The organism is Curtobacterium sp. C2H10, from assembly GCF_025407985.1.
Taxonomy (GTDB): Bacteria; Actinomycetota; Actinomycetes; order Actinomycetales; family Microbacteriaceae; genus Curtobacterium.
In genome coordinates, this window is sequence record NZ_JABXGF010000004.1 from 1 (window position 1) to 21,027 (window position 21,027).

At 72.5% G+C, this 21,027-nt stretch carries 18 protein-coding genes and 1 other RNA gene; 13 read left to right on the forward strand and 6 right to left on the reverse strand.

Going from position 1 to position 21,027, the window contains the following annotated elements:
• Positions 1–9 precede the first annotated feature (9 nt).
• The gene (locus tag HWD93_RS03190) at positions 10–582 is read right to left on the reverse strand and encodes a GIY-YIG nuclease family protein (RefSeq protein ID WP_261646017.1); all 573 of its coding nucleotides are present in this window, start codon (positions 580–582) and stop codon (positions 10–12) included.
• Between the two features lie 54 nt (positions 583–636).
• Positions 637–1,482, reverse strand: coding sequence for a siderophore-interacting protein (locus HWD93_RS03195; RefSeq protein WP_261646018.1), 846 nt, complete (start codon positions 1,480–1,482; stop codon positions 637–639).
• Positions 1,483–1,557: 75 nt separating this feature from the next.
• Here HWD93_RS03195 and HWD93_RS03200 point away from each other — a divergent pair, with 75 nt between their 5' ends.
• Positions 1,558–2,274 (forward strand): heme oxygenase (biliverdin-producing), encoded by a 717-nt coding sequence (locus tag HWD93_RS03200; RefSeq protein ID WP_261646019.1) that lies wholly within the window; start codon positions 1,558–1,560, stop codon positions 2,272–2,274.
• Between the two features lie 253 nt (positions 2,275–2,527).
• Here HWD93_RS03200 and HWD93_RS03205 read toward each other — a convergent pair whose 3' ends face one another.
• Positions 2,528–4,294 (reverse strand): BCCT family transporter, encoded by a 1,767-nt coding sequence (locus HWD93_RS03205; protein WP_261646020.1) that lies wholly within the window; start codon positions 4,292–4,294, stop codon positions 2,528–2,530.
• Between the two features lie 177 nt (positions 4,295–4,471).
• On the opposite strand from HWD93_RS03205, the gene HWD93_RS03210 reads away from it, so the two are divergent.
• The 9 genes from HWD93_RS03210 to HWD93_RS03250 all read left to right on the forward strand — a co-directional run bounded on the left by HWD93_RS03210 (position 4,472) and on the right by HWD93_RS03250 (position 13,854).
• Complete coding sequence (locus HWD93_RS03210) at positions 4,472–7,126, forward strand: phosphoenolpyruvate carboxylase (RefSeq protein ID WP_261646021.1); 2,655 nt, start codon at positions 4,472–4,474, stop codon at positions 7,124–7,126.
• Positions 7,127–7,279: 153 nt separating this feature from the next.
• Complete coding sequence (locus tag HWD93_RS03215) at positions 7,280–8,500, forward strand: multidrug effflux MFS transporter (protein WP_261646022.1); 1,221 nt, start codon at positions 7,280–7,282, stop codon at positions 8,498–8,500.
• Between the two features lie 55 nt (positions 8,501–8,555).
• Entirely contained in the window at positions 8,556–8,894 is a 339-nt protein-coding gene (locus HWD93_RS03220; RefSeq protein ID WP_070418772.1) for an STAS domain-containing protein, read from the forward strand.
• On the forward strand, positions 8,891–9,304 hold the full coding sequence (locus HWD93_RS03225; protein ID WP_070418773.1) for an ATP-binding protein: 414 nt from the start codon (positions 8,891–8,893) through the stop codon (positions 9,302–9,304). Before HWD93_RS03220 ends, HWD93_RS03225 begins: the two co-directional genes overlap by 4 nt.
• 116 nt (positions 9,305–9,420) lie before the next feature.
• Positions 9,421–10,380 carry a helix-turn-helix domain-containing protein gene (locus HWD93_RS03230; RefSeq protein WP_070418774.1) on the forward strand — a complete coding sequence of 320 codons (960 nt, stop codon included), beginning with the start codon at positions 9,421–9,423 and terminating at the stop codon, positions 10,378–10,380.
• A 26-nt stretch (positions 10,381–10,406) separates the two neighbouring features.
• The gene (locus HWD93_RS03235; protein WP_261646023.1) at positions 10,407–10,970 is read left to right on the forward strand and encodes an alpha/beta hydrolase; all 564 of its coding nucleotides are present in this window, start codon (positions 10,407–10,409) and stop codon (positions 10,968–10,970) included.
• 106 nt (positions 10,971–11,076) lie between these two features.
• A complete protein-coding gene (locus HWD93_RS03240) occupies positions 11,077–12,168 on the forward strand; it encodes a hypothetical protein (RefSeq protein ID WP_261646024.1) in 1,092 nt (363 codons plus the stop codon).
• A gap of 103 nt (positions 12,169–12,271) precedes the next feature.
• The gene (locus HWD93_RS03245) at positions 12,272–13,117 is read left to right on the forward strand and encodes a Nif3-like dinuclear metal center hexameric protein (RefSeq protein ID WP_261646025.1); all 846 of its coding nucleotides are present in this window, start codon (positions 12,272–12,274) and stop codon (positions 13,115–13,117) included.
• Between the two features lie 2 nt (positions 13,118–13,119).
• Positions 13,120–13,854, forward strand: a complete 735-nt coding sequence (locus HWD93_RS03250) for a zinc ribbon domain-containing protein (protein ID WP_070418778.1) — start codon at positions 13,120–13,122, stop codon at positions 13,852–13,854.
• Positions 13,855–14,066: 212 nt separating this feature from the next.
• On the opposite strand, the gene rnpB is transcribed toward HWD93_RS03250, so the two are convergent.
• The 3 genes from rnpB to map form a co-directional block, all read right to left on the reverse strand.
• An RNA gene (gene rnpB / locus HWD93_RS03255) (RNase P RNA component class A) lies at positions 14,067–14,427 on the reverse strand.
• A 136-nt stretch (positions 14,428–14,563) separates the two neighbouring features.
• Positions 14,564–15,313 carry a polyphosphate--glucose phosphotransferase gene (gene ppgK / locus HWD93_RS03260; RefSeq protein WP_070418779.1) on the reverse strand — a complete coding sequence of 250 codons (750 nt, stop codon included), beginning with the start codon at positions 15,311–15,313 and terminating at the stop codon, positions 14,564–14,566.
• A 22-nt stretch (positions 15,314–15,335) separates the two neighbouring features.
• On the reverse strand, positions 15,336–16,199 hold the full coding sequence (gene map, locus HWD93_RS03265) for a type I methionyl aminopeptidase (RefSeq protein WP_261646026.1): 864 nt from the start codon (positions 16,197–16,199) through the stop codon (positions 15,336–15,338).
• 158 nt (positions 16,200–16,357) lie between these two features.
• Between map and HWD93_RS03270 the strand changes: the two genes are divergently transcribed.
• The 3 genes from HWD93_RS03270 to HWD93_RS03280 are packed head-to-tail and all read left to right on the forward strand — an operon-like array spanning position 16,358 to position 20,915.
• Positions 16,358–16,537 carry an SPOR domain-containing protein gene (locus HWD93_RS03270; protein WP_070418781.1) on the forward strand — a complete coding sequence of 60 codons (180 nt, stop codon included), beginning with the start codon at positions 16,358–16,360 and terminating at the stop codon, positions 16,535–16,537.
• A 45-nt stretch (positions 16,538–16,582) separates the two neighbouring features.
• Positions 16,583–17,920, forward strand: a complete 1,338-nt coding sequence (gene glnA, locus HWD93_RS03275) for a type I glutamate--ammonia ligase (RefSeq protein WP_070418782.1) — start codon at positions 16,583–16,585, stop codon at positions 17,918–17,920.
• A gap of 22 nt (positions 17,921–17,942) precedes the next feature.
• A complete protein-coding gene (locus HWD93_RS03280) occupies positions 17,943–20,915 on the forward strand; it encodes a bifunctional [glutamine synthetase] adenylyltransferase/[glutamine synthetase]-adenylyl-L-tyrosine phosphorylase (RefSeq protein ID WP_261646027.1) in 2,973 nt (990 codons plus the stop codon).
• The last annotated feature ends 112 nt before the right edge of the window (positions 20,916–21,027 follow it).

A 21,027-nucleotide genomic window follows, 5' to 3' on the forward strand; every position in this document is an offset into this window, starting at 1 on the left:
CGCCGCGCCTCACCCGCACAGCGCCAGCGCCTCGCTCCGCCACCGGGCGTGCAGCTCCCACGGGTCACTCACGCCCGCGGCCACGACCGCGACGTGCTCGAGCAACTCCGGCGTCACCCGGAACCACTCCGTACCGGGGTACCGCGACCCGGCGAACTGCGCGTGCCGCCGCCGCTCGAGCGTCCGGTCGCCGCGCTCGAACCCGAGGAGGTCCTGGTGCGGGATCGCCGCGAGCCGCTGCCGCGGGTTCGCCGTCGTCCCGATCTTGATCCGGTCGCCGAAGTCGTCCCGCATCCGCAGGTAGTACACGACGTCGACCCGCGGGGGAGCGAGGTCCCCGTCCGGCACGTCGCCCCAGCGCCACTCGCACGCCGCACACACCGCACCCGACGGGAAGCGCACCCCGACCCGCGACCCGCACACCGGGCACGGGCCGGGCAGCACGTCCTCGACGCCGACGTGCTCGGCGGCGGCGTCGACCACGAGGGCGACGTGTCCGGCGCACAGCGGCACCGCGGGCACCGCCGACCCGGCGACCGCACCGGCGTCGCAACCGGGCGCGCAGCACGAGAGGGCGACCATGCCGGGAACGCTAGCCCGACCCACCGACGTCAGCCGCGCCTCCAGGCCCGAGCGCTACTCGGTGAAGATGACGCCGATCGGTTCGCGCTTCTCCTCCTGGAACCGGTCCTCGGCGCGCCCGAGCGCCCAGTACGCGGACAGCGACATCTCGGACTTCTCGAGTCCCCAGTCGTCCTGCAGCAGTCGACGGATCGCCTTCATCGCGGTCCGCTCGCCGTGCGCGAACACCTGCACGGGCCTGGAGGCGCGCTCCAGCGAGCGAGCCGCCTCCAGCAGCAGCGTGCCCGGCTCGGCGCCGGTGGCGTCGCGGTGCAGCCACCGCAGGTCGACCCCGGCCGGGTGCGCGACGTCCTGCTCGTCGGCCGGACCCGCCACCTCGACGAGGGCGACGCCCGTGGCGGTGTCGGCCATGCCCTCGAGGGCGGCGGAGATCGCGGGGAGCGCGCTGTCGTCGCCGAGCAGCACGTGGGTGACGGCGGGGTCGGTGGACGGGGCGTACCCGCCGCCGGGACCGGAGAGCGCGAGGAGGTCGCCGGGCTGCGCCGAGGCCGCCCAGGGACCCGCGAGGCCGTCGTCGCCGTGCACGACGAAGTCGACGGCGATGGTCTTCGCCTCGTGGTCGACGGCGCGCACGGTGTAGGTGCGGCGCGCCGGCCGGTCGTGCTTCGGGAGCGACTCGCGCAGCGACTCGAGGTCGTACGGCGGCGTGAGCCCGAGCGACGGCTTCGCGAGCAGGAGCTTGACGTACTTGTCCGTGGTGGCGAGCCGCTCCGGGTCCGCTGCCGCGACGAACTCGTCGAAGGCGGGACCGCCGAGGTGGACGCGGACCATGTGCGGCGAGAGACGCTCCGTGCGGTCGACGACGAAGACGTGCTGGGGGCGTTTGGGTTTCGAGCTCATCGGTGCGAGCTTCCTCTCTCGACTTCTGGGTGCGCTGTGCTTGACGTACCGCTCAGTAAGGTTAGCCTTACCTCCATGGACACCGTCATCCCGTTCTCCGAGCTGCTGCGTCGGCGCACGCGTCGCTCGCAGGGGTCGGGTGGCGACGGGTTCATGCAGGACCTGCTCGCCGGGCGGTGCGACGTCGGCGAGTACGCGGCCCTGCTCGGACAGTACGCGTTCGTGTACGACGCCCTCGAGCGCGCGGCCGAGCGGATGGCGGACCACCCCGTGGCTGCCCCCTTCGTCACGTCGCAGTTGACGCGGATGCCGGCGATCCGGGCGGACCTCGAGTACCTCATCGGTCCGGACTGGTCCGAGCTCGTGTGCCCGCTGCCCGAGACCACCGCGTACGTCCGACGACTGAACGAGATCGCGGCGACGTGGCCCGGCGGGTTCGTCGCCCACCACTACACGCGGTCCCTCGGCGACCTGTCCGGCGGGCGACTCATCGGGCGGCTGCTCGCGGAGCAGTTCGGCTTCGAGACGAACGGCGTCCTGTTCTACATCTTCGACCAGGTCGCCGACCCGAGCGCGTTCGAGCAGACCTACCGGGCGCAGCTCGACGCGGCTCCGTGGTCGGCCGAGGAACGCGAACGCGTGATCGCCGAGGTCGAGCTGGCGCACCGGCTCGACAGCGGGCTGCTCGCGGGGCTCGACGCGACGCGGGGGCCGGTGCTCGGCCGTCCCGGGGCGTGGTCCGACGACGACGGGCCGCACGGCGCGGGCGACGACGTGGCCGTGATCGCGTGACCGAGCCGAGTTGACCCGAGCGGCCACGTGCCGCCCACCAGACCCGCCGGGATCGCGGAGCGCGTCGCTTCGCAGGGGTGCTTCCGCCACGCGCCGCGATCCCGGCGCTCCCTTCGTTCGTGCCGCGCCGCGCCGCGGGCGCTTCGTGAGCAGAAGCTGTCGGGTGCGGGCAGCCCAGGCGACCATTTCTGCTCACGAAGCGCGCCCGCCACCCCGCCGCCCGCCACCCCCGCCGCCCGCGCCGCCCCCCGCCTCAGTGCCGCATGCGGCGCGCGAGCTTCTGGATCGGGCCGGTCTTCGGCGCGCGCTCCGCGGGTTCGACGACCTCCTGCTGGTAGAAGTCCGCGAGGTCCGCCATCAACGCCCGACGCTCCGCCCGCGCGTACGCCCGACGCTCCCGCGTGAAGGCGATCACCGTCGACCAGCACATCAGCACCATCACGATGCTGAACGGGAGCGCCGTCGTGATCGCCGCGGTCTTCAGCGCGTTCAGCCCGCCCGCGAGCAGGAGCGCCACCGCGACGAGGGCCGTGACCCCGGCGAAGAACACCCGGATCCAGTTCTTCGGCTCGATCTGCCCGCCGGTCGCGATCATGCCCATCACGAGCGCACCCGAGTCCGCCGAGGTCACGAAGAACACCCCGATCAGGATGATCGCCCCGATCACGAGCACGGACCCGGCGGGCATCCCGCCGAGCAGCTGGAACAGGACCTGCTCGACGGACACGCTGCCGTCCGCCCCGACGAGGTCGCCGGTGCCGTGCAGCTGGTCGTACAGCGCGGTCCCGCCCATGATCGCGAACCAGAGGAAGGTCAGGAGCGTCGGGACGAACAGCACGCCGAGCACGAACTGCCGAACGGTCCGTCCGCGGGAGATCCGCGCGATGAAGATGCCGACGAACGGCGCCCACGACATCCACCAGCCCCAGTAGAACGTCGTCCACGCGCCCTGCCACTCCTGCCCGGCCTGACCCGCGAAGGCACTCGTGTCGAACGCCAGCCCGACGAAGCCCTGCACGTACTGCCCGATCGACTGCACGAACTCGCCGAGCAGGAACTGCGTCGGCCCGACGAAGAGGACGAAGACGAGCAGCACGGCCGCCAGCACGAGGTTGATGTTCGACAGGATCTTCATGCCCTTGCCGACACCGCTCAGCAGCGACCCGACGGCGATCAGCGTGACGACGACGATCAACCCGATCTGCAGGCCCCGGGTGTTCTCCGCCGCGCCGGTGTACTCGAGCCCCGACCCGATCTGGAGCACGCCGAGCCCGAGCGACGTCGCGACGCCGAACAGCGTGCCGATCAGCGCGAGGACGTCGATGAGGTTGCCCCACCCGCCCACCACGCGCTTGCCCAGCAGCGGCTCGAGCGCCCAGCGGATCGACACCGGGCGCGACCGCCGGTGGATCGCGTACGCCAGGGCGAGCCCGACCACGACGTAGATCGCCCACGCGTGCAGGCCCCAGTGCAGGAACGTCTGCGTGAGCGCCTGCTGCGCGAGGGCGTCGTCGTCGCCCGTCACCCCCGGCCGTGGTGAGGCGAAGTGACTGAGCGGCTCGGCGACGCCGTAGAACACGAGCCCGATGCCCATGCCGGCGGCGAACAGCAGCGAGAGCCACGAGAGCGTCGAGAACTCCGGCGCCTCGTCGTCCTGGCCGAGCACGATGTCGCCGAACCGGCTGAACCCGATCCAGATCGCGAAGACGACGAAGGCGGCCGCGGCGATCACGTAGTACCAGCCGAAGTCCCGCACGATCCACCCCTGGACGGCCGAGAAGACGTCCTCGGTGGCACGCGGCGCGGCGAGCGCGACGGCGACGAACGCGAGCACGATCCCCGCGGCCGGCCAGAAGACCCAGCGCTCGACGGGCGGCTTCCGGACCGCCGTGTCGGTCGGTGGGCCAGGAGGCGCGACTCCCGTCCCCACGTCGTCCTGCGTCCGCCCCGTGGCGGGTTCGCGGTCTGCCGGCTCGGCCGTCTCGTCCATGGCGTCCCTCCACCCACGGATGCTGAGCATCCCTGGCCGGATTCTACGAACGCTCGCCGTGGTCCGTCCGGGTGCGATGGGAACGGGCGAAGCCGCGCGCCCGCCCGCCGCGGTCCGTCCGGACGGTTGTCGTCACCGGTCCCGACGGGCCGATACGCTGCTGGGATACCGGGACGACCTTCCCGGCCGAGACCCGGAGAGGACCACATGACGATCGACGGTCAGACGCGCCACGGACGGGCGCGGGACGACGTCAGTGGCGCGGTCGACAGCGACCTGCGCTCCGACGTGCGGTACCTCGGCGAGCTGCTCGGACGCGTCCTGCGGGAGACCGGCGGCGAGGACCTCCTGCACGACGTGGAGAGCCTCCGTGCCGCGGTCATCGACGCGTACGAGGGCGGCGAGGCCGAGGGCGCCGCGCGTGCCGAGGCCATCGTCGCGGACCTGTCCGCCGAGCGGGCCGAGGCCGTGGCCCAGGCGTTCACCACGTACTTCCACCTCACGAACCTCGCCGAGGAGCACCACCGCGTGCGCGTGCTCCGGCACCGCGGCGACGACGGCGGACTCGCGGGGGACTCCTTCCCGGCGACGTACGCCTCGCTCGTCGAGCAGGTCGGCGACGAGGCCGCTGCGGCCCGGCTGCGCGAACTCCGGTTCCACCCGGTCCTCACGGCGCACCCGACCGAGGCCCGCCGACGCGCGGTGACCACGGCCGTGCGGCGCATCACCGACCTCATCGACGAGCGCGACCGGACGACGAACGCCACGGCCCTCGCCGAGAACGAGCGCCGGCTGCTCGAGGAGATCACGACCCTCCTGCGCACCTCGCCGCTCCGTACGACCCGCCCGACCCCGCTCGACGAGGTCCGCACGGCGATGAGCGTGTTCGACCAGACGCTGTTCGAGATCGTCCCGCAGGTCTACCGCCTGCTCGACGACCGGCTGCTCGGTGACGACGCCGGCTGCGTGCCGGTCACCGCACCCGCCTTCGTGCGCTTCGGCACCTGGATCGGCGGCGACCGCGACGGCAACCCGCACGTCACCGCGGACGTCACCCGCCAGGCGGCGGAGATCGCGGCCGAGCACATCCTGCTCGGGCTCTCCCGTGCCGCCACCCGCATCGGCAGCACCCTCACCCTCGACGCGAGCGAGACCCCGGCGGACGCAGGGCTCACCGCGCTCGTCGCCGCGCAGGAGTCCCTCGACCCCGGGATCGCCGAGCGCATCGGGGTCCGTGCGCCGAACGAGACGCACCGTCGGGCGCTGCTGTTCGTCGCCGCCCGCATCGACGCCACGCGCCGGGGCGAGGCCGAGCTCGCCTACCCTGGGCCGGACGCACTCCTGGCCGACCTCCGCAAGATCCAGACCTCGCTCGTCGCGGCCGGGGCCACCCGTCCCGCGAACGGCGAGCTGCAGAACCTCGTCTGGCAGGTCGAGACCTTCGGGTTCCACCTCGCCGAGCTCGAGGTCCGGCAGCACTCGCAGGTGCACCGGAACGCCCTCGCAGAGATCCGCGCCGGTGGGGAGCTGAGCGAGACCACGGAAGAGGTCCTCGCCGTGTTCCGCACGATCGCCGCGCTGCAGGCCCGCTACGGCGTCCGCGCCGCCAGCCGCTACATCGTGTCGTTCACACAGTCGGCAGCCGACCTCGCGAACGTCCACGAGCTCGCGGTCGCCGCACTCGGGTCGCCCGAGGCCGCCCCGGTGCTCGACGTCATCCCGCTGTTCGAGACCTTCGCGGACCTGCACGCCAGTGTCGACATCCTCGACGAGGCCGTCCGCACCGAGCCGTTCCAGCGTCGCCTCGCAGCGACCGGTCGCCGCCTCGAGGTCATGCTCGGCTACTCCGACTCCTCCAAGGACGTCGGTCCGGTGTCGGCGAACCTCGCGCTCTACGACGCACAGGCCCGGATCGCCGACTGGGCGAAGCACAACGACGTCGAGCTCACGCTGTTCCACGGCCGCGGCGGCTCGCTCGGCCGCGGTGGTGGCCCGGCGAACGAGGCCGTCCTGGCGCAGCCCCGCGGTTCCATCGACGGACGCCTCAAGCTCACCGAGCAGGGCGAGGTCATCTTCGCCCAGTACGGGGACAAGGACATCGCCGCGCGGCACCTCGAGCAGATGGCCTCGGCCACGCTGTTCGCGTCCTCGCCGTCGAACGAGGACCGCACGGCCGTCGCCGCCACGCGCTTCGCCGACCTCGCGCAGCAGCTCGACGACGTCTCGCGCGAGGCGTTCTACGGCCTCGTGAAGGCGGACGGCTTCGCGCCGTGGTTCGCGCGCGTGACCCCGATGGAGGAGATCGGTCTGCTCCCGCTCGGCTCCCGCCCGGCCCGCCGTGGTCTGAGCGTCGAGTCGCTCGAGGACCTCCGGGCGATCCCGTGGGTGTTCTCGTGGACGCAGGCGCGCATCAACCTCGCCGGGTGGTACGGCCTCGGTTCCGCGCTCGAGGCCGTCGGCGACGTGGAGCTCCTCCGCACCGCGTACGCCGAGTGGCCCCTCTTCGGCGCGATGATCAAGAACGTCGAGATGTCGCTCGCGAAGACCGACGAGCACATCGCCCGCCGGTACCTCGAACTCGCGGACCGCGACGACCTCGCCGCGAAGGTCCTCGACGAGATGCTCCGCACGCGCGAGTGGGTGTTGCGCGTCTCGGGCGGGAGCGACGTCCTCGAGGACCGTCCCGTCCTCGCACGCGCCGTCCGGCTCCGCAGCCCGTACGTCGACGCGCTCTCGCACCTGCAGCTCCGGGCGCTCCGCGCGATCCGCACCTCGGGCAGCACGGACCCGACGGACGGTGACCACCGGCTGCTCCTCCTCACCGTGAACGGCATCGCGGCCGGCCTGCAGAACACGGGCTGATCCGCGCGGACCGGCCGTCGGTCGTCGACGCGACCGTCTCGGGCCCAGGAGGCGCGGTGCCAGCTGGCACCGCGCCTCCTGGCCGTCTCGGTGTGCGCAACGCGACACCACCGCCCTTGTCGAATCGATTCGGGGGCGCGTAGCGTGGCCGACGTGACGACGGAGCGCACAGGACCGACCAGCCGGACGACCGCCCTCCCACCGATCCTGCCGCTGGCCCTGATCGTCGGCGTCTCACCGTTCGCGACCGACATGTACATCCCGGCCCTGCCGGCGATCGCACGCGACCTCGGCACGACGCCCGGTGCCGTGCAGCTGTCCCTGACGGCGTTCCTCGTCGCGTTCGCCGTCGGGCAGCTGCTCGCCGGACCGGTGAGCGACGGCATCGGGCGGCGTCCGCTGATGCTCGTCGGCACGGCGGTCTTCGCCGTCGCCTCCGTCGGGTGCGCGCTCGCGCCGGACGTCGTGACGCTCGTCGTGGCGCGGGTGTTCCAGGGTCTGGCGGGTGCGGCCGGGGCGGTCGCCGGGCGGGCGATGGTCTCGGACGTGGTCGACGGGCCGCGGATGGCGAAGGTGTTCGGGACCCTCGCGGCCATCAACGCGATCGGCCCCGTCGTCGCCCCGCTGGCCGGGGGAGCGGTGCTGACGGTCGGCACCTGGCGACTCATGTTCGTCGTCCTCGCGGTGCTCGGTGCGGCGTTCTTCGTCGCCGTGGTCGTCCGGTTCCACGAGACCCTGCCGCGGGCGTTCCGCGGTGGGGTGGGCCTCGGTGCGAACTGGGGACGCATCCGCGAGCTCATGGGCATCCCGCGGTTCCGTGCGTACGTGCTGACCGGGGTGCTCTCGACCATCGGGTTCTTCGCGTACATCGCCACGAGCTCGTTCGTGTTCCAGACCGGCTTCGGGTTCTCCGAGGGGATGTACACCCTCGTGTTCGCCACGAACGCCTCGATGATGATCGTCACGACGCTCGTGTTCCGCCGCGTGGTCGGTCGGTTCTCGGAGGACGCGCTGCTGTCGTTCGGCCTGGCGCTCGGGACCCTCGGCGCGACGGGCGTCCTCGTGTCCGCGCTGCTCGGGGCCGGCGCGGTGCCGGTCTGGGTCTCGCTCGCCGTCGTGACCGCGGCGTGGGGGTTCGTCCTGCCGGCGGCGATGACCCGCACGCAGCACGTCGGTGCCGCGCACCCGGGGACCGCCGCGGCACTGCAGGGCGGGCTGACGTTCGGGCTCGGCGGCCTCGGCACGCCGCTCGCGGGAGCGCTCGGCGAGACGGCCGTCGCGATGGGGTCGGTGATGGCGGTGCTCATGGCGGCCGCCGTGGTCGTGCAGCTGCTGGCGACGCGACGGACCGGACGCGCCTCGACGGGTTCGTGACCCGGACCCGGTAGGTTGCAGGGTGCACCCCGCACCGATCCCAGGAGGCACCGAGATGGACATCGTCGTACACGAAGCGGACGCCGGCGCCGCCGTGCTCGAGTGCAGCGGCCGACTCAACATGGTGTCGGCCCCGACGTTCCGCGAGACCGTCGCGAAGGTCGTCGGCGACGGACGGCCCCGCGTGGTCGTCGAGCTGTCCGGGGTGGAGTTCATGGACTCCTCCGGTCTCGGCGCGCTCGTCGGGTCGCTCAAGGCCGCGCGACAGGCCGGCGGGGACCTCCGCATCGCGGCGCCGTCCGACCAGGTCGAGATGGTGCTCAAGCTCTCCAACATGGACAAGATCCTCCGCACGTACCCGGACGGGGACGCCGCGGTGACCGACTGGGCATGAACGCCGCGGTGGGTGGGCACAGCCTCGACCTGGCGTGCCCGCCGGACGACGTCACTGCGGTGCACGCGTTCCTCGCGACGGTGTGGGACACCGAGCCCACCGTCTCGGCCGAGGACCGGATGGCCCTCGAGCTCGCGCTCGTCGAACTCACCTCGAACGTGATCGAGCACGGGGCGGCCGGTCGCGGCGTCTCGTGCTCGCTCCACCTCGACGTCGGTTCGGACGCGGTCGAGGCGCAGCTGACCGACGACGGTGTGCCGGTGCCGGTCGACCCGTCCGCCGCGCAGCTGCCCGACGCGCTGGCCGAGAGCGGGCGGGGCCTTGCGCTCGTGCAGATGGTGGTCGACGACCTGCGCTACGAACGGGTCGCGGACCGGAACCTGTGGACGGTCCGGCGCGGGCGCCACTGAGTGCCGCTCGTGTCTGACGGACCGGTTCGTCCGCTTCGCGCAGCCCGTGGGCCGGTATCCGCAATGCGTGCGCATACATCCCGTGGGGTCCGCGCCGCCGTGTCACGATCCAGTCGATGAACGTCGAGCCCGACCCCAGGATCAGCTTCGAGACGTCCGGGGCCGACCTCGAGGCGGCGATCCAGATGTACGAGGACGCGTACGAGAGCGTGGGCTTCCAGGCGGAGCGCACGGAACGCCCGTTCAGCTACCGCTTCCGGGTCACGGGCGACGAGACGATGTCCTTCCGCTCCACGCGGTTCGACGCCCGGATGCAGGGCGAGCTCGAGTCCGGCGACGAGTACGTCGTGATGTGGCTCGCCGACGGTGGGGGCACCGTCGACGTCGGGCGGCAAGAGGTCGCCTTCACGCCCGGCACGCCGATGATGTTCCCGACCGGTCGACCGTTCGCCTTCGACCTGCAGGACCTCCGGCAGAGCCTGGTCCAGTTCGATCGCACGTTCCTCGAGGGCGTGGCGGCCGAGGAGCACGGCACGCAGCCGGCCCCGCTCGTGTTCGACCACACCCAGCCGCCGCGGCGCGAGGACCTCCGCGGGTGGAACGCCCAGGTCCGCCGGGCCGCCGAGACCGTGCTCGGCGAGGCGCCGGTGTCGCAGCTGGTCCTCGCGGAGACCGCCCGGGACACCGCCCTCGCGCTCCTCCGCACCTTCCCGCACACCGTGCTCGCGCCGGACATCACCCTGCCGCAGGGCGCCACGGGCCGGGTCCGCGAGGCCGTCGAGTACATGCACGCGTTCGCCCACACCCCGATCAGCACGACCGACGTCGCCGAGCACGTCGGGCTCAGTGTGCGCGGGCTCCAGCAGGCGTTCCAGCGGCAGGTCGGTACGGCGCCCAACGCGATGCTGCGCGGCATCCGGCTCGACCGCGTCCGCGAGGAACTCCGCCGCTCGTCGCCCGGTGACGTCACGGTCGCCGCGATCGCCGTGCGGTGGGGTTTCGCCCACCTCGGCCGGTTCTCCGGGGCGTACGCCTCGCGCTTCGGCGAGTACCCGCGCGACACGCTGCACGCCTGAACCGACCCCCCCGCTACGCTTCGAGGGTGCGCAGACCTCGACCGTGGGTGATCGTCCCCGGGATCTGGAACTCCGACCCCGACCACTGGCAGTCGCTGTGGCAGGACGACCGGTCGGCCGACGACCCCGGCGCGGTCGTCCGGATCGCACCGGCGTCGTGGAGCGAACCCGACCCGGACGACTGGTCCCGCGCGATCACCAGCGCCGTGGCCGCCGTCGACGAACCGCCGGTGCTCATCGTGCACAGCCTGGGCGTCCTCGCCGTCGCCGCGTGGCTCGGTCAGCGCGGACACGCGGAGGTCGCGGGTGCCTTCCTCGTGGCGCCGCCGGACCCGCTCGCGCCGGGGTTCCCCGCCGCAGCGGCCGGGTTCGTCGAGCCGGTGGCCCAGGCGGCCCCTGCGGTCGCGACGCGTCTGGTGGTCAGCGACGACGACCCGTACTGCACGCTCGACCGGGCCCTGGCGTTCGCGGACGTCCTCGGTGCCGGAGTCGTCCGGGTCGGCACGCTCGGCCACGTGAACGTCGCCAGTGGTGTCGGTGCCTGGCCGGCCGGCCGTGCACTCGTGGACGACCTCGAGCGCACGCTCTGACACCGTCCGCGACACGCCGTTCACCTTCGAGGCGATATGGCAGGGACTCCGGCGACACACCGGGGATGTCCGCCGAGATGAGCGTTGCGATATTTATCCTTCGATCATGGAAACGCAGTCCGGTGCACGCACCCCCCTCGTCGACCCGTTCGGTCGCGAGCTCGAGGAGTGGCTCCGTGACGCCCCGGCGACGCGCGCCCCGTACCTGTCGGACCTCGTGGTCCCGCCGGTCACCGGGCCCGTGCAGCGTCCGGACGCAGCGTCGGACGCCCCCGTCGAGCCCGCCACGACCAGCGGCGCCGCGGCCGTCGTCGACGCCGGCGTGCCGGCCGACGACTCCGCCTTCCGTCGCCCCCGCGACCGTGCTCGGCACGCCGCGGTCTGCGCGCCGTCCTTCCCCGAACCGCCGGAGCGCCTCGCCCTCCGCATCGAGGACCTCGCCGTCGAGGTGTCCTCGGCCAGCGGGCGCACCACGATCGAGCGCATCGTGATCCTCGAGGACGAGGTCCGTCGTCGTGACGAGGACCTCGCTCGCCTCGCCGCGTGGGAGGCCACCGTCGCCGGACAGCGCGACCCCGAGGTCGAAGCCGCTCGGGCGTTCGCCCACTCCGTCTTCGCGGACCTGCTGGCCGATTCCGCGCTCGAGGCCGATCGTCGTGACCGTGCCGCGGCGCGGCGTGCGGCGACGGGCAGCGTGCCGGTCGCCGGCGTGCCCGCGTCGGCCGCCGTCCCGGCACCCGCCGTCGTCACCGCCGTCGTCACCCCGACGGGCTCCGCACCCGCTCCCGCACTCGTGGACGCGACCGAGGTCGTGGATGCGATCGACGCCCCCGAGGCGACCACGCCGGGACGCGACGAGCCCGCTCGACCGGTGCTGTCCCTCCCGGTCGTCTCACCGGTGTCCGCGAACACGCGACCCACGCCGCTGGTCCAGCCCGCGACCGGGCCGACCGCGATCGACCGTGCCGCGTTCGCCGCCGCGCTGACGGCGCACGCCGGCGCGACGGCGAGCACGCCCGTCGTGCTCCCGGAGGCCGTCGTCCCGACGACCGCCGAGACCGCCGCCGCCGAGAACGCCGCGCACACGCCCGCCGGGCACCCGGCCCACGCAGCCGACGTCGCGTCCGAGGACCGTGCCTCCGCCGGGTGGTGGACGCGCTTCGTCGCCGTCGTCATGCGCGCGTTCGGTCGCCGCTGATCCACCGGGCAGCCGGAGTCGCCCGTCGTCCACAGCGCTGCTCGGTCCCGTGATCGTCCACAGGGCGCCCGGACCGACCCGGGCGGCTCGGTAGACTGACGGGATGCCGACGCTCCGCGAACTCCAGGCCGTGATCGAAGACCTGTGGCCCGCCGCCGGCGCCGAGTCCTGGGACTCCGTCGGGCTCGTGGCGGGGGACCCCGACCAGACGGTCGAGCACGTGCACCTCGCAGTCGACGCCGTCCCGGCCACCGCCCGCGAGACGGTCGAGCTCGGCGCTGACCTGCTGCTCACCCACCACCCGCTGCTGCTCCGAGGCGTCACCACGATCGCCGAGTCGACCTACAAGGGCAGCGTGCTCGCCACCCTCGTGCGCGGCGGGGCAGCCCTCGTCGCCGCGCACACCAACGCCGACGTCGTGACGACGGGCACCTCGGCCGTCCTCGCCGACCGGCTCGGCCTGACCGACCAGCGCCCGCTCGAGCCCGGTGCGGACCCGTCGACGGGCATCGGCCGCGTCGGGGTGCTCGCCGAACCGACCACGCTCGGCGCGCTCGCCCGGGCGCTGGTGGACCTCCTGCCCGGCACCGCGACCGGCGTCCGGGTCTCGGGGGAGTTCGACCGGCCCGTCCGTTCCGTCGCGCTCTGCGCCGGCGCCGGCGACGCGTACCTCGGGCACCCCGACGTGCTCGGTGCCGACGTCTACGTCACGAGCGACCTCCGACACCACCCGGCGTCCGAGTTCCGCGAGCAGGCGATGCTCGTCGGCGGGCCCGCCCTCATCGACACCTCGCACTGGGCCACCGAGTGGCTCTGGCTCGACATCGCCGCCGAGCAACTCCGCCGCGCCGCGGGCGTCCGCGTCACCGTGAGCGACCTCCGCACCGACCCGTGGGACTTCGCCGTCCTGCCGGCCGCCGAACCCACCACCGACACACAAGGAGTCTGACCATGAAGGCAGCACCCGAGGACCAGGTCATCCTCCTCGACGTCCAGCGTCTCGACAACGACGTCACCCGGATCGCGCACCGCATCACGTCGCTGCAGAAGGGCGATCGGCTCACCGAGCTCGGCACCACGGCGGCGGGGCTGCGCGCCCAGCTCGCGGCGGCCACCGGCGAGGTCGAGGACGCCGAGCGCGAACTCGCCCGCCTCGAGTCCGACACCGCCACGGCGCAGGCCCGCGTGGAGCGTGACACCACGATGCTCCAGAACGTCTCCAGCGCGAAGGACGCCGCTGGTCTCCAGAGCGAGCTCGAGTCGCTGCAGCGCCGCATCGGGGACCTCGAGACGGCCGAACTCGAGGTCATGGAGAACCTCGACGGCTTCCGTGCCCGCGTGGGCGACATCGAGGCGCAGCTCGCCGACGTCGAGGCCGCACGTGCCGGGCTGGTGGCCGAGCGCGACGCCGAGATCGCCCGGCTCGAGTCCGACCGCGAATCGGCCACGCAGAGCCGTGCCGCCGTCGCCGCGAAGGTGCCGGCGGACCTCCTCGCGCTGTACGACCGGCAGCGGGCACGGTACGGCTTCGGCGCCTCGCTGCTGCAGGGCGGGGTGTCCACGGCGTCCGGCGTGACGCTCACGAACTCCGACCTGCAGACCATCCGGCGGGCAGCGCCCGACGAGGTCGTGCTCTGCCCCGACAGCGACGCGATCCTGGTGCGGACGGCGGAGTCCGGGCTCTAGGCGCGACCAGACGACGGACGGGAGGCGCGGTGCCGGCTGGCACCGCGCCTCCCGTCCGTCGCGTGCGTGCGCTGGTCGCGTCACGTCGCACGTGGGCGCAGTGTGCGAGGTTCCGTGCTGCGTGCGAGGGCGCTGGCGTCGCACGCAGCACGGAACCTCGCACAGTGCCGCGGTCGGCGCGCGCGCCGCGCTTGCACGCCGAGCGTGGGGTGCGAATGGGCCGGCCGTACGCCGGGTTCTGTCCCGCCGCTCGCGCGGCGGTGACGGCCATCTCTCTCGGACCGACGTTGCCGTCGGCCTCCAGCGGTCTACCCGAGGACTCGGCGAGCAGCCTCAGCGTCCTCTGTCTGACCTTGCTCCGGGCGAGGTTTACCGAGCGGATCCGGTCACCCGGACCCCTGGTGGTCTCTTACACCACCGTTTCACCCTTACCGACGTCGCCGCCGGCGGTCTGCTTTCTGTGGCACTGTCTCGCGGATTGCTCCGGGTGGGTGTTACCCACCGCCCTGCTCTGTGGAGCCCGGACGTTCCTCGGCACTCCCGGGGGAGTGACGCGACCGTCTCACCGACCCATTCGCGAGCACGAGTCTACCGGGCACGGGGCCACGTCGAACCACGAATCCGACATCGAACCAGCGGCGTGGGCCGGTTCGATGTCGGATTCGTGGTTCGACCCGCGGCGAGGCCGCGACGACGGCGCGTCGACGCGTCAGGCGCTCCGCGCGGCCAGGGTCGCGGCGCCGATGATGCCCGCGTTGTTCCGGAGCGTCGCCGGGATGATGTCCGCCTGCAGGTCGAGCAGCGGCAGGAACTCCTCGTACTGCTTCGACACCCCGCCGCCGACGACGAAGAGCTCCGGGGAGAGCAGGGCCTCGAGCGTGGAGTAGTACTTCTGCAGCCGCTTCGCCCAGTGCTTCCACGACAGGTCGTCGCGCTCCTTGGCGGCGAACGAGGCGCGGGACTCGGCGTCGTGCCCGTCGATCTCGAGGTGCCCGAGCTCCGAGTTCACGATGAGCACGCCGTCGTTGATGAGCGCCGTGCCGATGCCCGTGCCGAGCGTCGTGACGACGACCAGGCCGTCCTTGCCCTTCGCCGCACCGAACTGCTGCTCGGCGAACCCGGCGGCGTCGGCGTCGTTGACGAAGTGGATGGAGCGGCCGAGCTCCTTCTCGAAGAGCGCCTCGGCCTCGAAACCGATCCACTTCTTCGAGACGTTCGCCGCGGACATGGTCTTGCCGTCGCGGACGATCGCCGGGAAGCAGACCCCGACGGGCACGTCCGACGCCGGAGCGAGCTCGTCGAGGATGGACGCGGCCACGGCGACGATGTCGTGCGGCTTCCCGCCCTCCGGCGTGGCCTTCTTGATCCGGTCGGTGGTGAGTTCGCCGGTGGAGACGTCGACGATCGCGCCCTTGATGCCCGTACCGCCGATGTCGACGCCGACTGCGAGGGAGGTCATGAGGAGCCTTTCGGTGTGGAGGTCAGGAGACCGTGAGGAGTTCCGCGCCGCGCTCGGTGACGACGAGGGTGTGTTCGAACTGTGCGGTCCACGACTTGTCCCGGGTGGAGACGGTCCAGTCGTCGGCCCAGATGTCGGCGTCGATGCCGCCGAGCGTGAGCATCGGCTCGATCGTGAAGACCATGCCGGGCTCCATGACGTCGTCGAAGCGCGGGGCGTCGTAGTGGGGGATGATCAGCCCGGAGTGGAACGCCCGCCCGACGCCGTGGCCGGTGTAGTCGCGGACGACGCCGTAGCCGAAGCGCTTCGCGTACGCCTCGATGGCACGGCCGATGACGTTCACCTGCCGGCCCGGGGCGACGGCCTTGATCCCGCGCTCGAGGGCGAGTCGCGTGCGGGTCACGAGGTCCTCGACCTCCTGCGACGCCTGCCCGACGATGAAGGTGCGGTTCGTGTCGCCGTGCATCCCGTCCTTGTAGGCGGTGATGTCGATGTTGACGAGGTCGCCCTCCTGCAGGACGGTGTCGTCGGGGATGCCGTGGCAGATGACCTCGTTGAGGCTCGAGCAGAGGGACTTCGGGTAGCCGCGGTAGCCGAGCGTCGATGGGTAGGCGCCGTGCGCGACGACGAACTCGTGGCCGATCCGGTCGAGCTCGTCCGTCGTGACACCGGGCCGGATCGCCGCGCCCACGGCGTCGATGGCCTGGGAGGCGATGCGCCCGGCGGTCCGGATCCGCTCGACCTCGTCCGGGGTGTACGTGTCGCCGAGTCCGTGCTCGTGCGGCTCGGCCTTGCCCACGTACTCCGGACGCTCGATCTCCTTCGGGACGGACCGCAGCGGGGAGATGCGGCCGGCGGTCAGGTGTCCGTGTTCGTCCCGGGGCATGCGGACCACTCTAGCCGGGGCCGCGTGTCGCGCGGACGCGAGGGCCTGGAGGCGCGGTGCCGGCCCGACGGACGGGCACCGCGCCTCCAGGCGGTCACCCAGCGCGCGGGGCGCGGCGTGGCCACACCGCGGCCGCCCCACCTGGGTACGGTGGCGGCATGAGTGACGAACGCATCGAGTCCCAGTGGTGGTTCAACGAGAAGACGCACGCCGTCGAGCAGGGCCCGCAGTCGCCGCAGCGCGACCGGATCGGCCCGTTCGCCTCGCGTGAGGAAGCGCAACACGCCCTGGACCGGATCAAGGCGAACAACGAGCGTTGGGACGACGAAGACCAATAGGCTGAGACTCCCAGCTGGACCAGCTGCACCACGGAAAGGGCGTCAATGGACAAGCAGACGGACTTCGTGCTCCGCACCATCGAGGAGCGGGGCATCAAGTTCATCCGACTCTGGTTCACGGACGTCATCGGGACCCTGAAGTCCGTGGCGATCGCCCCGGCCGAGGTCGAGGGCGCGTTCGCCGAGGGCATCGGGTTCGACGGCTCCGCGATCGAGGGCCTCACGCGCTCGTACGAGGCGGACGTCCTGGCCCACCCGGACCCGTCGACGTTCCAGATCCTCCCGTGGCGCGGCGAGATCGACCCGACCGCGCGGATGTTCTGCGACATCACGACGCCGGACGGCCAGCCCGCCGTCGCCGACCCGCGCAACGTGCTCAAGCGCACGCTGGCGAAGGCGAGCGAACGCGGCTTCACGTTCTACACGCACCCCGAGATCGAGTTCTACCTGCTGAAGAGCCGCGACTGGAAGGACGGCGGCCCGCAGCCCGTCGACCGCGCCGGCTACTTCGACAACGTCCCCGGCGGCAGCGCGCACGACTTCCGTCGCCGGTCCGTCCGGATGCTCGAGGACCTCGGCATCTCGGTGGAGTTCTCCCACCACGAGGCCGGCCCCGGCCAGAACGAGATCGACCTCCGCTACGCCGACGCACTGACGATGGCGGACAACATCATGACGTTCCGCACCGTCGTGAAAGAGGTCGCGATCGAGCAGGGCGTCTACGCGACGTTCATGCCGAAGCCGATCTCCGGCCAGCCGGGCTCGGGCATGCACACGCACGTGTCGCTGTTCGAGGGCGACCAGAACGCCTTCTACGAGGCGGGTGGCCAGTACCAGCTGTCCGACACGGCGAAGCACTTCATCGCCGGTGTCCTCAAGCACGCGCCGGAGATCACCGCGGTCACGAACCAGTTCGTGAACTCGTACAAGCGCCTCTGGGGCGGTGACGAGGCCCCGTCGTTCGTGACCTGGGGCCACAACAACCGCTCGGCCCTCGTGCGCGTCCCGCTGTACAAGCCGAACAAGGGTCAGTCCGCCCGCATCGAGTACCGCGGCATCGACTCGGCGGCGAACCCGTACCTCGCGTACTCGCTGCTGCTGGCCGCGGGGCTCAAGGGCATCGACGAGGGCTACGAGCTCCCGCCGGAGGCCGAGGACAACGTCTGGAGCCTGTCCGACTCCGAGCGCCGTGCCCTCGGGTACAGCCAGCTGCCGGCGAGCCTCGACCACGCGCTGAGCCTCATGGAGGACTCGGAACTCGTGGCGGAGACGCTCGGCGAGCAGGTCTTCAACTTCGTGCTGCTGAACAAGCGCCAGGAGTGGAAGGCCTACCGCGACCAGGTCACGCCGTTCGAGCTCGACACGAACCTCGGCGCGCTCTGACGGTACCGGGGGCACGCACCACATGACCGGTCGGACGACGACGTCGCGTTCCGAGTTGGCCCGCCTGGGCTTCGCGGAGCTGTCGGAGAGCCTGGAACGCATCGCCGACCTGGAGGCGCGGTTCGGCCCCGACCTGCAGGTGCCGGTGAGCGGGTCCCCGGCACTGTGGGAGTCCACGGCCGATCCGGACGGCGCACTCCGCGCGCTCGAGCGGCTGCTCGAGCGCGCGCCGGACGAACTGCGTCCGGTCCTCGCGGACGACGCCGCCACCGAACGGCTCGTGCGGCTCCTCGGGGCGTCGGTCGGGCTCGGTGAGTTCCTGCACCGCCGTCCGGCGGAGATCGACCTGCTCCTGGCGCCCGTGACGGCGCCGTGGTCGCAGCAGGAGTACACCGACTCGTTGCTCGCCGCGATCGACGGTGCCACGGGCGAGGACGCCCGACTCCGGCTCCGGGTGCGCTACCGCCGGCACCTGGCCCAGATCGCGCTGTTCGACGTCCTGAACGCCGCGCCGACCGAGGCGTTCCCCGCCGTCGCGGCCGGGCTGGCCGACCTCGCCGGTGCCGCGCTCGAGGCCGCGGTGGACGTCGCCCGGCGCGAGGTCCCGTTCCCCGCGGCCGACGTCGAGGCGACGCCGCTCGCCGTCATCGCGATGGGCAAGGCCGGCGCCCGCGAACTCAACTACGTCAGCGACGTCGACGTCATTTTCGTCACCGAACCCACCCGCGACGACGAAGCGGGTACGGGCGTGGGGACCGACCGCGCCGTGCTCATCGCCACGCGGCTGGCGATCGCGGCCACGCACGCCATCACCGACCTCGCGGCCGAACCGGCGCTGTGGGAGGTCGACGCGAACCTCCGGCCGGAGGGCAAGGACGGCGCACTCGTCCGGACGCTCGACTCCCACGTGGCGTACTACGAGCGCTGGGCGAAGGAGTGGGAGTTCCAGGCCCTGCTCAAGGCGCGGCCGATCGCGGGTTCGGTCGACCTGGGGGAGCGCTACGCCACCGCGGTCGCCGGCTTCGTGTGGACGTCCGCGCAGCGACCGGGGTTCGTCGAGTCCGTGCAGCGCATGCGGCAGCGGGTCACCGACAACATCCCCGACGACGAGGTCGACCGGCAGCTCAAGCTCGGGCCGGGCGGTCTGCGCGACGTCGAGTTCACCGTGCAGCTGCTGCAGCTCGTGCACGGCCGCGACGACGAGACCGTGCGGGTCCGGTCCACGCTCGAGGCGATGGACGCGCTCACCGACGCCGGCTACGTCGGCCGTGCCGAGGCCGCCCGCTTCGGGCCGGACTACGCCCTGCTCCGCCTGCTCGAGCACCGCATCCAGCTCCGCCGCCTGCAGCGCACCCACCTGATGCCCTCCGACGAGGACGAGCTCCGGGTGCTCGCCCGGTCGAGCGGTCTCGCACGGTCCGCTGCGGCGCTCGAGACACGGTGGCGCGCCGTGAAGCTCGAGGTCCGCGGCCTGCACGAGCGCCTGTTCTACCGACCGCTCCTGTCCGCGGTGGCCGCGAGCGACGGCGACATCGTGCTCACCAGCGTCCAGGCGGTCGACCGGCTCGGCGCGATCGGCTTCGCGGACCCCGCCGGGGCACTCGGTCACATCCGGGCCCTGACGCAGGGCACGAGCCGCCGGGCGGCGATCCAGCGGAACCTCCTGCCGGTGCTCCTGCGCTGGATGGCCGAGGGACCGGCACCGGACCGGGCGCTCCTGGCCTTCCGCCGGCTGAGCGACACCCTGGGGGAGTCGAGCTGGTTCCTCCGCATGCTCCGGGACTCCTCCGGCGCGGCGCACTCGCTCACCACCGTGCTCTCGGAGTCGGCGTTCCTGTCCGGGCTGCTCGAACGCTTCCCCGAGGCGGTGGCCTGGCTCGACGAACCGGAGGCGCTGCTGCGCCCCCGGCCGATCGAGTCGCTGCTCGCCGAGGTCACGGCGACGACGGCACGGCACGGGGACGACGTGGACGGCGCGGCCGCTCTCGTCCGGTCCGCCCGCCGGCGTGAGACGCTCCGGCTCGGCATGGCCGCCGTGCTCGGCCACCTCGACGTCGATGCCCTCGGCCCGGCGTTGAGCGACGTCACGGAGTCGACGCTGGCCGGTGCCCTCACGCTCGCGCGACGGGACGCCCCGGCAGGCCTGGAGTTCGGCGTCATCGCGATGGGGCGGTACGGCGGCCGTGAACTCGGCTTCGGCTCGGACGCCGACGTCCTCTACGTGTACCGGGCGACCGAGGACGTCCCGTCCGAACAGGCTTCGCGAGCGGCGCAGACCATCGTGCGGGAGCTCGCCCGGTTGACCGACGACGCGATCCACCCGTTCGACCTCGACATCGACCTCCGCCCCGAGGGCAAGAACGGCCCCGTGGTGCGCACGCTCGACTCCTACGGCGCGTACTACGCCCGCTGGTCGCTCACGTGGGAGGCCCAGGCGTTGCTCCGGGCCCGCGGGGCGGTCGGGGACGCGCATCTCCTCCGGGACTTCGAGCACCTCGCCGACCGCACGCGCTACCCCGAGCACATCGACGACCAGCAGGTGCGCGAGGTCCGACGCATCAAGGCCCGCGTCGAGTCCGAACGCCTCCCGCGCGGTGCGGACCCGGCCCGGCACCTCAAGCTCGGCCGCGGTTCCCTGAGCGACGTGGAGTGGTTCGTCCAGCTCCTCCAGCTGCAGCACGCGCTGACGATCCCCGGCCTCCGGACGACGTCCACGCTCGAGGCGCTCGACGCCGCCCGCGACGCCGGACTCGTCGCCCCCGACGACGCCGAGCGTCTCGGTGCCGCCTGGCGCTTCGCCTCGCGGACCCGGAGCGCGCTGGTGCTCTGGTCGGGCAAGACCACCGACGTGCTGCCCGTCGACCGGGTGCAGCTCGAAGGCATCGCACGCCTGATGGAGTACCCGCCGGGGTCCGCCTCGGAGCTCGAGGAGGACTACCTCGGGGTCACCCGCCGGGCACGTCAGGTCTTCGAGCGCGAGTTCTACGGCGCCTGACGCCCTTCGCGACACGCCCGGACCGACGTGTTTCGCAGCGAGTTGACACGTCCTCGGAAGTGAATTCCCCGTAACGTGCAGCGTCCCCCGTTCGACATCTGCCTGTACCCCG